Origin of the sequence: Acinetobacter sp. MD2, from assembly GCF_035615575.1 — a bacterium.
Lineage (GTDB): Bacteria > Pseudomonadota > Gammaproteobacteria > Pseudomonadales > Moraxellaceae > Acinetobacter.
In genome coordinates, this window is the sequence record NZ_VTDK01000006.1 from 1 (window position 1) to 12,426 (window position 12,426).

The 12,426-nt window shown below is 41.6% G+C and carries 14 protein-coding genes; 6 read left to right on the plus strand and 8 right to left on the minus strand.

Annotated features, from left to right (window positions below; all coding sequences use genetic code 11):
* The 3 genes from dnaQ to nudC form a co-directional block, all read left to right on the plus strand.
* Nucleotides 1–937: DNA polymerase III subunit epsilon (dnaQ, locus tag FXN70_RS09315; protein ID WP_324647194.1), on the plus strand; the 937-nt coding region annotated here is incomplete at its 5' end.
* Nucleotides 938–1,053: 116 nt separating this feature from the next.
* Nucleotides 1,054–2,700, plus strand: coding sequence for a chemotaxis protein (locus FXN70_RS09320; protein ID WP_324647195.1), 1,647 nt, complete (start codon nt 1,054–1,056; stop codon nt 2,698–2,700).
* Nucleotides 2,701–3,450, plus strand: a complete 750-nt coding sequence (gene nudC / locus FXN70_RS09325) for an NAD(+) diphosphatase (protein WP_324647196.1) — start codon at nt 2,701–2,703, stop codon at nt 3,448–3,450.
* 66 nt (nt 3,451–3,516) lie between these two features.
* Here nudC and FXN70_RS09330 read toward each other — a convergent pair whose 3' ends face one another.
* The 3 genes from FXN70_RS09330 to FXN70_RS09340 form a co-directional block, all read right to left on the minus strand.
* Nucleotides 3,517–4,410 carry an alpha/beta hydrolase gene (locus FXN70_RS09330; protein ID WP_324647197.1) on the minus strand — a complete coding sequence of 298 codons (894 nt, stop codon included), beginning with the start codon at nt 4,408–4,410 and terminating at the stop codon, nt 3,517–3,519.
* Complete coding sequence (locus tag FXN70_RS09335) at nt 4,397–5,113, minus strand: BON domain-containing protein (protein ID WP_324647198.1); 717 nt, start codon at nt 5,111–5,113, stop codon at nt 4,397–4,399. Before FXN70_RS09335 ends, FXN70_RS09330 begins: the two co-directional genes overlap by 14 nt.
* 80 nt (nt 5,114–5,193) lie before the next feature.
* A complete protein-coding gene (locus tag FXN70_RS09340) occupies nt 5,194–5,616 on the minus strand; it encodes a YraN family protein (RefSeq protein ID WP_324647199.1) in 423 nt (140 codons plus the stop codon).
* A 93-nt stretch (nt 5,617–5,709) separates the two neighbouring features.
* Here FXN70_RS09340 and rsmI point away from each other — a divergent pair, with 93 nt between their 5' ends.
* On the plus strand, nt 5,710–6,549 hold the full coding sequence (gene rsmI, locus FXN70_RS09345; RefSeq protein WP_324647200.1) for a 16S rRNA (cytidine(1402)-2'-O)-methyltransferase: 840 nt from the start codon (nt 5,710–5,712) through the stop codon (nt 6,547–6,549).
* 83 nt (nt 6,550–6,632) lie between these two features.
* Here the strand turns inward: rsmI and FXN70_RS09350 are convergent, their stop codons facing one another.
* From FXN70_RS09350 to FXN70_RS09370, 5 genes are all read right to left on the minus strand, one after another.
* Nucleotides 6,633–6,881, minus strand: coding sequence for a hypothetical protein (locus FXN70_RS09350; protein WP_324647201.1), 249 nt, complete (start codon nt 6,879–6,881; stop codon nt 6,633–6,635).
* 138 nt (nt 6,882–7,019) lie between these two features.
* Complete coding sequence (locus tag FXN70_RS09355) at nt 7,020–8,267, minus strand: FAD-dependent monooxygenase (RefSeq protein WP_324647202.1); 1,248 nt, start codon at nt 8,265–8,267, stop codon at nt 7,020–7,022.
* Nucleotides 8,264–9,472 carry a 2-octaprenyl-6-methoxyphenyl hydroxylase gene (ubiH, locus tag FXN70_RS09360; protein WP_324647203.1) on the minus strand — a complete coding sequence of 403 codons (1,209 nt, stop codon included), beginning with the start codon at nt 9,470–9,472 and terminating at the stop codon, nt 8,264–8,266. Before ubiH ends, FXN70_RS09355 begins: the two co-directional genes overlap by 4 nt.
* Nucleotides 9,473–9,483: 11 nt before the next feature.
* Nucleotides 9,484–10,809 (minus strand): Xaa-Pro aminopeptidase, encoded by a 1,326-nt coding sequence (gene pepP, locus FXN70_RS09365; protein ID WP_324647204.1) that lies wholly within the window; start codon nt 10,807–10,809, stop codon nt 9,484–9,486.
* A 78-nt stretch (nt 10,810–10,887) separates the two neighbouring features.
* Entirely contained in the window at nt 10,888–11,517 is a 630-nt protein-coding gene (locus FXN70_RS09370; protein ID WP_324647205.1) for a UPF0149 family protein, read from the minus strand.
* A 65-nt stretch (nt 11,518–11,582) separates the two neighbouring features.
* On the opposite strand from FXN70_RS09370, the gene FXN70_RS09375 reads away from it, so the two are divergent.
* Both FXN70_RS09375 and FXN70_RS09380 read left to right on the plus strand, forming a co-directional pair.
* On the plus strand, nt 11,583–12,140 hold the full coding sequence (locus tag FXN70_RS09375; RefSeq protein WP_324647206.1) for a hypothetical protein: 558 nt from the start codon (nt 11,583–11,585) through the stop codon (nt 12,138–12,140).
* Complete coding sequence (locus FXN70_RS09380; RefSeq protein ID WP_324647207.1) at nt 12,137–12,421, plus strand: cell division protein ZapA; 285 nt, start codon at nt 12,137–12,139, stop codon at nt 12,419–12,421. The genes FXN70_RS09375 and FXN70_RS09380 overlap by 4 nt, the downstream gene beginning before the upstream one ends.
* Nucleotides 12,422–12,426: the final 5 nt, after the last annotated feature.

Sequence of the window (12,426 nt, forward strand, 5' to 3'; positions counted from 1 at the left end):
AGCCGTTGAAGCCGTTGAAGCCGTTGAAGCCGTTGAAGCCGTTGAAGCCGTTGAAGCCGTTGAAGCCGTTGAAGCCGTTGAAGCCGTTGAAGCCGTTGAAGCCGTTGAAGCCGTTGAAGCCGTTGAAGCCGTTGAAGCCGTTGAAGCCGTTGAAGCCGTTGAAGCCGTTGAAGCCGTTGAAGCCGTTGAAGCCGTTGAACATTCACACATTCACATTACGCCTGCAACTCTTAAATTACAGGGACCACGCCAACTTATTCTCGATACCGAAACCACGGGTTTCTACTATCAAAATGACGACCGCATTATTGAGGTTGGTGCGATTGAAATGATCAATCGTAAATTAACAGGCAGCTCAATTCACATTTATATTCGCCCTGAAAAACCTGTGGGTGATTCAGTTACCGTCCACGGTATTACCGATGAATTCTTAGCAGATAAACCTGTGTATGCAGAAATTGCAGATACGCTGTTTAGCTACTTACAGGGTGCGGAAATTATTGCCCATAATGCAACCTTCGATATGAACTTCTTAAATATGGAGTTTCAACGTGCAGGACTACCAACATTATCATCAGTTTGCACGGTTACCGATACCTTAGCGCTTGCCAAACGTAAGCATCCTGGGCAAAAAAACTCACTCGATGCCTTAGTCCGTCGTTATGAGGTTCCTGCCCGTGACCGTACTTATCACGGCGCACTGCTCGATGCAGAAATTTTGGCTGACGTTTATTTAGCTATGACCGGTGGACAAGTCGCTTTTGATATTGATGCGTTGTCACAACATGAGCAACACAGCAACACGGCAAACCAAAATATTGCCACAGATTTAAAGCTTGTAGTGATTGAGCCTTCGGCAGAAGAACTCAGTGCGCATGAACAATGGATGAAACAATATCAAGACAAACAAGGTCAACCCTGTTTGTTCGCCCAATAAATTCCCATGAAAAGGCTTAACTACCGCTGTATTTAGTTATATGATTGTAAATCCAAAGGCAATTTTTTTGTATTCTTTGGCAATACATGACTTAATCAAAAAACAGGGGTAGATTAATGTCTTATCAATCAGCGATTCATTTCGATCCAACCGCATTACTGATTATAAAAAATGAGATCGACAACTCAATTGCACATGCAGAAGCAACTGTGGCAACTTTAGTAGAAGAACAACAATTACCTTTTGGTATTGATGATGCACTTTTACAGCTACAACAATGTGCAAAAATCCTACAACTGATTGACTTACCTATTCTGGCACGCATCACAAGCTATAGTGCAGAAATTATGCATAATATTATGCAACATCCAACTCAAATCGCCGCTGCTGATGTCGAAGCACTCAGTGAGGGTTTAGCGATTCTAAAACGTTATGTAGAATTCAGTTGCTTACAGCAAGTGATGATTCCACAATTTTTACTCGAAGCCCTCAACCATTTAGAACGTGCTCTAAAAAAACCACTCACGCGTGAAGGACATCAAGTGAGTGCCTTACTTGAATGTGTTGAACCAACGCTTAGCTTCGACTCAATCATCGCACCAGAACCAAGTCAGCATGTACATGCTTTATATAAACTTTGTTTATTACATGCTTGCACTGGAAAAATCACTCCGCTTGATGAAGTTGGCTTTAAACTGATTGGGCAACATGTCGCATTCGTTGCACAAAACACAGCACATACCCAATATTGGGGCTTAGTCAACATTGCTTTGCAGCACTTAAATGAAAGTCGTTTAACACAGCCTCGTCTACGCGTGTTAATTCAACTTGAAAGTCAAATTAAGCAGTTATTCCAAGTACCCTCAGAATTGAACTATAACAGTGCTGATTTAGCCGATATTATTACGCTGTGCCTGTCTCAAGACCACAATGAGGCAGAACAATTACGTGCTCAGCTCAATTTAAATGATGATGTATTATCAGACAATCAACTGCATTTTTATTATAAAAAATTGTTTGGCCCTGCACAGCTCACCATTCAAACCATTTGCAATTTACTCAGCGAAGATATTACGACGCTACGTAAAGAAATTGAATTTAATTATTTAACCTTAAGCGATGAACGTTTCGATGCGGTTAAACAACAGTTGCAAACGATTATTCATGTATTAAATGTTTTAAACATGACTAAAACAGCGGAACAAATCCAGCAACCGTTGTCTCAACTACGTAATCTTCAAACCCTACAAGATGCCTCGTTTATTCAATCGCTGATGAATAGCTTAATGCAAGCATTGAATGATTTAGGCTTACTTAACCGACAAGTCCTGTCTGATTTATTAAAATACCCAGTGCATAATACTGAGATTGCATTAGACCGCTTAGACAATGCACATGAAACATTGGCACTTGAATTAAAAGCAGTACTTGATTTAACCCACCAAACATTGATGAGCTATGCGCAGACACAAAGCCTAGACTTGTTAGAAAACTTACCTAACTTATTTAAAGAAATGTCTGGTGCGCTGTTATTTATGCTCGATAATCCAAAAGCAGCGCAAGCTTTTTTAAATTGTTCAGCATTTATCGAGCAGCAGCTAGCACAGCAACAACAAACCACAACCCAAAATGTTCAATATTTATTGGATGTCTGTGCCAGTGCCGATATGTTATTAGAAAGCCGTGCCAACCAACATCCTGTTATGCATAAGATGTTTGACGTTGCGCTTACCCATAGCCAAAAATTACAAAGTGCTGCTTAAATGACTCAATACTCGCTTGCTTATATATTTCACGAACAACAATTGCTGGTCGATGATCACTTTAACCTTCCTCAAGTTGAAAAACTTGAAGATGACTTAAGCATACAAGCAGGCGATAAAATCATTGCACGTGATTTAAAGCCAAATGAATCTGTGCCCATAGGCTTTAGTTTTGTTCCAATTCGACAACTCATTATCCAGTGGAATAACGAGCAGTTCGAACAAGCGAGTCGCGCCATGCAATTACTTGCATGGCGGCGCAACCATAAATTTTGTAGCCATTGCGGTACGAAAACCAATATTCATCCAACTGAATATTGTATGGTATGTCCACAGTGTAACTACCAACAATATCCACGTATTAATCCGTGTATCATTACGATCATCACCAACGACAATCAGGAAGTGCTTCTAGCACAATCTGCACGCCATCAAGGCAATATGTTTAGCCTAATTGCAGGCTTTGTTGAAGTCGGTGAAACACTTGAACAAGCTGTTGCACGTGAAGCTTTTGAAGAAATTGGACTACAACTCAAAAATATTCGCTATTTGGGCAGTCAACCTTGGCCTTTTCCAAGTAATTTAATGCTAGCTTTTCATGCCGAGTATGCAGGTGGTGAAATCACACTCCAAGAAGAAGAAATTCGTGCTGCGGCCTTCTTCAGTTATGACCAACTGCCAGAACTCCCAAGTTCAGGGAGCATTGCTTATAAAATGATTATGCACATCACACAACAAAAAGCACTTTAATACCTCGCCAAAAGTAGTGCATCAGTATGCTATCGGCCAATTCAATGCATCCAAAAGTACATTCAACTATGCTGCAGTGGATGGCACAAAAATTTGATCAAGCTGGGCTAGAATCACCTGTTTGGTTCTAAAGTACGGACTAAAAAAACCCGACACACTGCCAATTAAACTAATGTGCCCTGTTTTAGGGATTGTATAAATTTGGCTTTTATTGCCTACATCGAGTAGCTTTTGATGCATATCCAAAGTATTACTATTGGCAACCAAACGATCTTTTTCTGCCAAAATTAAAATATGCTCAACCTGATTGGTTTCTACAAAATAATAAGGCATCACCTGCTGATACGACACCTGTGGATTAAATGCCTGCTCTAAGTAAATATCACCCAAATAATCAAAATGATACGGCCCTGCTAATCCCACAATTGCCTTTACTTTTCCCTTACATTGCAATTGATTGGCATGCGGATGATAAAGCGCTGACATAACATTAAAACCACCAGCAGAATGCCCCATCAAAACCAAGTTTTCAGTAGAAATATTGAGGCTAGCTTGCTGCTGATCTAGATAATTGATCGCCAAAACCAAATCATCGATATAACTTGGAAAAATATGCTCAGGGGCTAAGCGATAATTAATAATTGCAACATCGAAGCCTTCTTTAGCGAAACTTTCAGCTAAAAATAAATAATCACGCTTATCACCATGCGACCATGTGCCGCCATGCACAAACACAATCAACGGCTGTCCCGTGCGTGGTTTGACACTACGATACAGATCTAACTGCTGCCGCTCAGCTTGACCATAGGCAATATTTTCAGTTAACTCAAAATATTGGCGTGAGGTTAGCCGATTCAAAGAACGGCTAGCCAAATCATAGACGCGAAAATCTGCAATTTTGGTCTTTGCTTGTTCTTGTATATCTTTTAAATATAAAACAACACGATTATTGAGTGGCATTCTTCTGCTCATTCACAGGTGTTAAAGGTGTTGCATCTGCATACGGTGTTGTCGTGGCTGTCGCTTGATTTGAGTCGACTGCAACAGGTGTTTGTACTGTTGGAGTATTTAACAAGGTATTACTACCCGTTTGGTCGATATTATCAATCAGCGTCACAATTTTAGTAACATTCCCAACCTGAGACAATACCGTATTTAAATCGTTAATTTCAGCTGTAGTTAAACGCCCCATCACATACAGTATGCCATCTTCGGTATGGATAAGCACTTTACTATCTGACACCACTGGCGCACGGGCAATTAAGCCACGCGTATTAGCTGTAACCGTAGCATCTTGCATAATGGTGCTATAACTAATTTGATTACCCACAGTAATATAATTATGTACCGCTTTGACATCACTCATGGCTTTTACATTATCTTCAGCCAATTGTTTTAATGCGGCATCAGGCACTTGTCCTGTGAGTAACACATTGCTATGAAAGCTCTTAATATTGACACGAGATTGCTTAAAACGTGCATCAAGTTTATATAAATTAATATTTGCCGTGCGCTCAATCGACTTATCAATCAAGATTTGCCCTAATGAGCGATCACCACTTGCTGTACCTACAGGTGTTGTTCCTGTTCCACCTGCTACAAAACTTGCACAGCCCGATAAACTCGCGGCACATAACAATGCCAACATGATACGTTTAGACACTCAGAAAAACTCCTTTAACATGGCAATTTTTTCAATGTTTCAAATATTTGTTTAGATTCTGCTCACAGCTTACCGAACGCTCAATCTAAAGTAAATGCGCTTTCAACCCAAACTAAATCATACGGGAGCTGTGAAAAATCTTGCTGTAGCATTTTTGCAACGGGCTGTTTAAATTGAATACAAACTGCATCAAAACGACAGGAAAAAGCCTGATATTGAGGATAACAAGCCAAGAAATACAGCGCTGTTTTAATCATACGTTGTTGTTTTGCGCTGGTAATCATTTCAAGCGCGTGTCCAAACTGAGTGTTAGATCGCGCTTTCACCTCAACAAAGATTAATTCTTCACCACGCTGTAGAATTAAATCAATTTCGCCAAAGCGCGAATGAAAATTACGCTGAAACAACTCAAAACCACGTTGCTGCAAGTAGTCTAACGCCTGCTGCTCTGCCCATTGCCCAAGCTGTGATGATGAAGTTTGCTGTTTTAATTTTTGTGACATCTGTTTGACAGACCTCATGAGTTTATACGAAAAGCACTGCACCAAATACGGCAAATGCAGTAAACTAGGCGTTTTGGTTTTTGGTGAGCACACATGACTGCCCAATTATTTGTTGTTGCAACCCCGATTGGGCACTTAGATGACATGACCTTTCGTGCCATTGAGGTATTGAAATCAGTATCACTGATTGCCGCAGAAGACACCCGAGAGTCGGCTCAACTACTGAAACATTTTAACATTAGCACGCCACTTACTGCCTGTCACGATCATAATGAATCAAACAAAATCAACCAATTAATTGACAAGTTAAAAGCAGGTGAAAACCTTGCCTTAATTAGCGATGCAGGCACTCCACTCATTAGCGATCCCGGTTTTAAATTGGTACGTGCCGTACAAGAACAAGGCATTCGTGTAATCCCTGTGCCGGGTGCATGTGCAGCAATTGCTGCTTTAAGTGCCGTTGGTTTACCAAGTGACCGTTTTAGTTTTGAAGGTTTTCTACCGTCTAAATCATCACAACGCTTAGCACAGCTTGAAAAATTAAAAGATGAAACACAAACCTTAATTTTTTACGAAGCACCACATCGTATTTTAGCGTCTGTACAAGATATGCAAGCAGTATTTGGTGCAGACCGCCCTGTGGGTTTTGCTCGTGAAATCACCAAAACATTTGAAACCATTAAAAAAATGACCCTAGCCGAATTGGCTGAATTTGTTGAAAAAGACCATAATCAACAAAAAGGTGAAATTGTGGTGATCGTTGGTGGTGCAAGCCAAGAAAAAGACCTTGAACAGGATAAATTAGATGCGTTGCTTAAGCGCTTATTACAAGATTTATCGGTCAAAGCAGCATCGCAACTTGCAGCCGATCTCACTGGCATTAAAAAGAAAATTGCCTATCAGCGTGCTTTAGAGCTAACCAACCAAGACTAAAAACCAAACAATAAAAAAGCACTGTTTAAACAGTGCTTTTTTATTGTTCCGCCTAAACGAAAATAGTACCAACTGGTTTTTTGTTAATCTTGTGCAGATTCGTCAGGTGGCACTTCAGTAATACGCCCGCCACGTGCCAAGAATGCCGCCACTTCATCTTCTAATGCTTGGCGCTGTTTTAACTTTGCGGTTACAGTCAAACCTTCTGCTTCAGAAACATCGGTATCTGATGATGAAGCATCACTATCAGCTGCGCCTTTTTCGGCCGCTTTCGCTTCGTCTTCATCTACGCCATTGTCATCGGCATCTTCATAATGATCAATATCGCTCATTGTTTATTCCCCTATTTTATTTCTGCGAGGTGCAGTTTTCATCTTGCAACAATTAGGATGAAATTTACCAATCAATTGTGTTTTCGCAAAGGGGGCTTACATCATTTTTTTACAATTTCTGCTGCATTTCATCGCTTTTTAATCAACTGTACGCCCTTTTGCATAACGGGTCGATTTTAACTGCGCCAAACCATCGGCTTGCTGCATAAAAAGGGCTTTAAATAATGGCGTTTGTTCCACCCACTTTAAGCCCTGATTCCGTGCCCAAACCAATGGCGTCAATTTAGCTTTTTCCAACCAACCAATAATCGACATGCTATGCATCATGGCTTCATTTTGCCCTTTACGTAAATGCTCATAACGGCGCAAGGTTTGTATATGTGCCCAACTGCCACGGGCTAAATCACGTAATAATACATCGCATAACATAGCCGCATCCAAACAGCCAATATTTACACCTTGCCCCGCCAAAGGATGAATCACATGTGCCGCATCCCCCACCAAAGCCAAACCATCTTTTACATAATGTACCGCTGCACGGGCTTTTAATGGAAAATGTGCCCGTGATGCCACCGCAGTCACTTCACCTAACATATGTAAGCTTGACTGCGTCAATAACTGCATAAAAGCTGCATCATCTAATGCTGCATATTCTTCGGCAAAGTCGCTAGGTAAACTCCACACAATCGACTGCCAATACCCTTGGCTTGCTTCATCTAAACTCACCATAGGTAAATAAGCTAAAGGCCCTGTGGGTAAAAAGATTTGCCGAGCTACATGTTGATGTGGCTGTGTAGTTCGAATGGCACAGCTCATGGCTGTTTGATGATAATCGAGCACATCTAAATCAATCATAGCTTGAGTACGCACAAAAGAATTTGCACCATCGGCCCCAATTACTAATTTAGTCTGTAAAATCTCACCATCGGCCAAACAAATCCGCCAACCTTGTGGCATTTGTTCAATATGGGTGACTTTGGCTTGGGTACGATAATCATGGACTTGGCGCTGCAATTGTTGCTGAATTGCCAAGTTTAAAATACTCGGTTCAACCATTGAACCTAGCCATTGTTCACGAATCGGCGTGCGCTCACAAGCTTGCCCAAACACAATCTCGCCATAGCCATTTTGGTTATACACTTGCATACCCGTATACGGCATATGTCGTGCCAGCTTAGCCCAAACACCAACCTGCTCTAGCAAATGAATTGTGGCTTGACTCAGTGCCAATACCCGTGGGTTTGGCACTGCCAGTACTTTTTCTGCATCTAAAATTGGGGCTGCGTCTAAAACAACGGCTTGCACACCACCTTTGGCCAACAAAAGTGCCGTCAGCCCCCCCACCAAACCACCGCCAACAATCACCACATCATACAGTTTACTCATGCTTTTAACCCCATGGCATAATTGGCAATGAAGGGTTTTACCCCTGGAATGAAGTCAAATGCAAGCAAGCCTGTGTTACGTACAAATTTTAAGATGGGATTATTATTGCTAAAACCACGCACCACGCCATCACAAAATTTAATCACCCGTTGTTGATCCTGCAAACGAGCTGTTTCATAGGCTTTTAGAATGTCAGGCTGACCTAAATCATCCGATACAAGCTGCTGCTGGGTTAAGAAACGTAGCAACACATCTGCATCACGCAAGCACAAATTAAAACCTTGCCCTGCTACAGGATGCAAGGTATGTGCAGCATTTCCCATCAGCACGACCCGCCCAACGGCTTGCCGATGCGCCAACACTTGCGCCAATGGAAAACAAAAACGCTGCCCTGTTTTTTCAAAACGCCCTGCACGGTCGCCATAGGTGTGTTGCAGAGCATCTAAAAAGTGCTGATCATTTTGCTCACCTAACCATTCCTGCTCGGTGCCTTTTTTCACAGGCCACACCACCGAACGGCGATACTCCCCCGGCAATGGCAACAAAGCCAATGGCCCAAGCGGGCTAAAGCGCTCAAAACCCACCTGCTGATGCGGTTTTGAGGTTTGCACCGTGGTCACAATGGCCACTTGCTCGTAATCGTGTTCATCCACACCCACGCCCAACGCTTTACGACAAAATGAATCGCGACCATCGGCAGCAATTAACAACGCACTATTTAAGGATAATTGTTCTTCGCCACGTACGGCTTCAATAAAGACCTGTTCGGTATCTTGACGTAGTGCAGTGACTTTTACCCCATCAATTAATTCAATTAAGGGCTGCTGCTGCACTTGGCTAAGCAATACCCGTCCAAGCCATGCATTTTCAATCACTTGCCCAAAGCTTTCGACTTTTTCTTGTTCGGCAATCAATCGGGCTTTACCGAAACTGCCTTGTTCGGTAATGTGAACTTGTAAAATTGGCGTTGCATGTTGCTGCAAAGCATCCCAAAGCCCCAATTGCTGATAAATTTGCACACTACGGCGTGACAAAGCACTATTTCGTGCATCAAAGCTCGAGTGATAGGGAATATTCTCTGCGTCTTGATATTGTGGATAGCGAATTGCTTCTAATAGTTTCACTGAGATTTTGGCTTTGGCGAGCATTAATGCTAAGCTCAAACCCACCATACCACCACCGACAATAATCACAGGTTGTTGCATATTCATGTCTCCTAAAGGCTTGGCTGTGCCATTAAAGCTTCAATATCTTCAATATTTTTCACCACATTGGCCGTTAGAACACGTGGACCATTTTTTGTGACCACCACATCATCTTCAATCCGAATGCCAATGCCACGCCATTTTTCATCCACACTTTCATCGTCAGGAGCAATATACAAACCTGGCTCAATGGTGACCACCATGCCTTCTTCCAACATGCGTGATTCGCCCGCTAGTTTATATACCCCCACATCATGCACATCCATGCCCAACCAATGCCCCGTACCATGCATATAAAATTGTTGATACGCTTCGGCTTCAATTAAGGCATCTCGCTCGCCTTGTAACAAGCCTAAATCAATTAAACCTTGCGTTAAAATTTTAACTGCAACTTTATGCGGTTCGTTATAACGATTGCCCAACTTCACTGCTTCAATCGCTGCATATTGTGCATCCAATACCACGGTATATAAGGCTTTTTGCTGCGCTGAAAATTTACCATTCACAGGAAACGTACGGGTAATGTCAGACGCATAATGTTGATATTCACACGCAGCATCAATCAACACCAAATCACCCGACTTAAGCATTTGATTATTTTCGACATAATGCAAAATACAGCCATTTTTACCACCACCTACAATACTGTTATAGGCAGGCACACATCCATGTTGGCCAAAAATATAATTCAGTTCGGCATCCAAAACATATTCCATCATATTTGGACGTACTTTTTGCATTGCACGCATATGCGCATCGGCACTAATATTGGCCGCAATTTGCATCAATTCAAGTTCTTGTTCAGATTTAATGACACGCATTTCATCTAAAATACGATCAAGCTGAAGCACTGTGGATGGTGAGTCTGCACCTTTGCGCTGTGCATTTTCAGCCCCTTTTAGCCATGCATTCACGCGAGTATCAAATGCAGCATCGTGTCCAATTCGATAATAGAGTTGTTGTTTATGCTGTAATTTTTCAATTATTTCTTCATCTAACAAATCAATTGCATACGCTTCATCGGCATCATAGTCTTCAATCGCACCATCGACACCCGCGCGATAACCATGCCAAATTTCCATTTCACGGTCGCGCTCACGGCAAAATAAACTGTAGCTATACTCATCTGCCGACTCAAAAGTTTCAATCACTGCCACAGCTTCAGGTTCTGCAAATCCTGTCAGATAATAAAAGCTACTATCTGCACGAAATTTATAGTCTGCATCACGGTTGCGATATACCACAGGACTTGTAGCAATCAACATAATGCTATTTGGCCCCATTTTTTGGGCAAGTTCGGTGCGGCGTTGCTGAAAATCAATTTGAGTTAAGGTCATGATCTGCTTCTTTTTAATATCAATGCGTAAACTGCAATGCAGCACACCCTCCAACGTATTGAAGGATGTGCTTAAAACTTAACTTGGGCGATTTGGAGTAAACATTTCTACAATGGTAGAAGCATCATGTTCCGAATCAATTTCAGTGTTTTCTTGATAATTTTTTAACAATGAACTTTCGGCAACGGTAATTTTTTTACGTCCAACTGCCAAACTTACAGGAATTAAGCGCACAAACTCATACAGTTCGTGGTAACCCATTTCACCTTCTTCATCATCATCTGAATCATCAAATTCAACTGCCGCAACGTCTTGCAAATGATTAATTTGTTCAACTTCATCCTGACGAATATGCCCTGATGCCAAACCAAAACCAAGCACTACACCTGCACACCAATCCGCTAAGGCTTGCACCCGTTCACGCAGTGGATGTTCGTCATCGGGTAACATCGGTAAATAATCGAGTTCATCCTCAGATAACGCATGTGCCACATCTTCAGTTTCTGTCACCAAAATTTCTAAGGCTTCATCGGCTAAATAAGGCACACCTAATGTATTTAAAATGTGTTGCCATTCGTGATTGCTTGGTGGCTCAGTCACACAAATAATACCTGTAAGCAAGCCATGTAACTCACTCGGGCTTGAAATTTCCTCAATCTGTGAAAATTGTTGTTCCCATTCCAACCAACCTGAAATATCGTCTTGCATTCGTTTATCCAATCTCTATACTGCTCTATATATTACCTTTGTTTGCAATACTGTGCGACCTTGTTATGTTAGAAGAATTAAAGCGCCTTCAAGCGCATATCGCCACCTTAAAAACACGCTTGACTGATCTTGAAAGCGAAAATCGCTCTTTGGTTGCCACTCAAACGCAATCCGAAGCGGCTCATGTTGCTCAAATTGAGCAAAAAAATAGCCTTTTGCAAACAAAACAGACTGAAATGAGCCGTGTGCAAGAAAATTTAAGTCAATTGCAAGGCAAACATCAACAGTTGAATCAAGATGCAACCTCTCTTGCTGATCGTTATAATCGTTTAGAAAAAAGCTGCACCGAGCTTAAAAATCGTTTTCAAGAAATTTTAAACGAACGCAATGAATTGCGAGTTACAAAAGAAAAGCTATTAAATGATCAACGGCATAATCAACAAGAGATTACTGAGCTTAAACAAGAACATGAGCGTTTGCTGCAAAAAAATGAACATGCAAAGTCGAAAGTTGAAGCAATTATTCAACGCCTGTCTAGTTTAGGGACAGAACAAGATCATCATGCCCAAGAAATTCAGCAGTTGGCACACCCAACAGATAACCATGAGGATGAATCACAATGAGTGACGTTATCACCGTTGAATTACGCTTGATTGAACAGGTTTTTCGGGTATCGACCACAACCGAAAAAAAAGCTGACCTTGAAAAAGCTGCCGATTTACTCAATGAAAAGTTTCAAGAGTTTCGTCGTAATGCACCGCGTGCCGAGCACAATAAATTGGTGATTATGGTGGCCTTAGAACTTATGCAAGAAGTACTCTCACTGAATAAGTCATTGCAAGAATATGCACATTGCGAACGTATTCTGAGTAGCATTTTGGAACAAGTTGAAGAAATTGTGTAATTTGT

Bases quoted from the DNA above. Each gene is read 5' to 3' on its own strand.
- FXN70_RS09340 (WP_324647199.1), bottom strand. From the start codon at position 5,616: ATGTCACAAAAATTAAAACAGCAAACTTCATCATCACAGCTTGGGCAA.
- FXN70_RS09370 (WP_324647205.1), bottom strand. From the start codon at position 11,517: ATGCAAGACGATATTTCAGGTTGGTTGGAATGGGAACAACAATTTTCA.
- FXN70_RS09380 (WP_324647207.1), top strand. From the start codon at position 12,137: ATGAGTGACGTTATCACCGTTGAATTACGCTTGATTGAACAGGTTTTT.
- FXN70_RS09375 (WP_324647206.1), top strand. From the start codon at position 11,583: ATGTTAGAAGAATTAAAGCGCCTTCAAGCGCATATCGCCACCTTAAAA.
- ubiH (WP_324647203.1), bottom strand. From the start codon at position 9,472: ATGCAACAACCTGTGATTATTGTCGGTGGTGGTATGGTGGGTTTGAGC.
- FXN70_RS09355 (WP_324647202.1), bottom strand. From the start codon at position 8,267: ATGAGTAAACTGTATGATGTGGTGATTGTTGGCGGTGGTTTGGTGGGG.
- pepP (WP_324647204.1), bottom strand. From the start codon at position 10,809: ATGACCTTAACTCAAATTGATTTTCAGCAACGCCGCACCGAACTTGCC.
- FXN70_RS09330 (WP_324647197.1), bottom strand. From the start codon at position 4,410: ATGCCACTCAATAATCGTGTTGTTTTATATTTAAAAGATATACAAGAA.
- nudC (WP_324647196.1), top strand. From the start codon at position 2,701: ATGACTCAATACTCGCTTGCTTATATATTTCACGAACAACAATTGCTG.
- FXN70_RS09350 (WP_324647201.1), bottom strand. From the start codon at position 6,881: ATGAGCGATATTGATCATTATGAAGATGCCGATGACAATGGCGTAGAT.
- rsmI (WP_324647200.1), top strand. From the start codon at position 5,710: ATGACTGCCCAATTATTTGTTGTTGCAACCCCGATTGGGCACTTAGAT.
- FXN70_RS09320 (WP_324647195.1), top strand. From the start codon at position 1,054: ATGTCTTATCAATCAGCGATTCATTTCGATCCAACCGCATTACTGATT.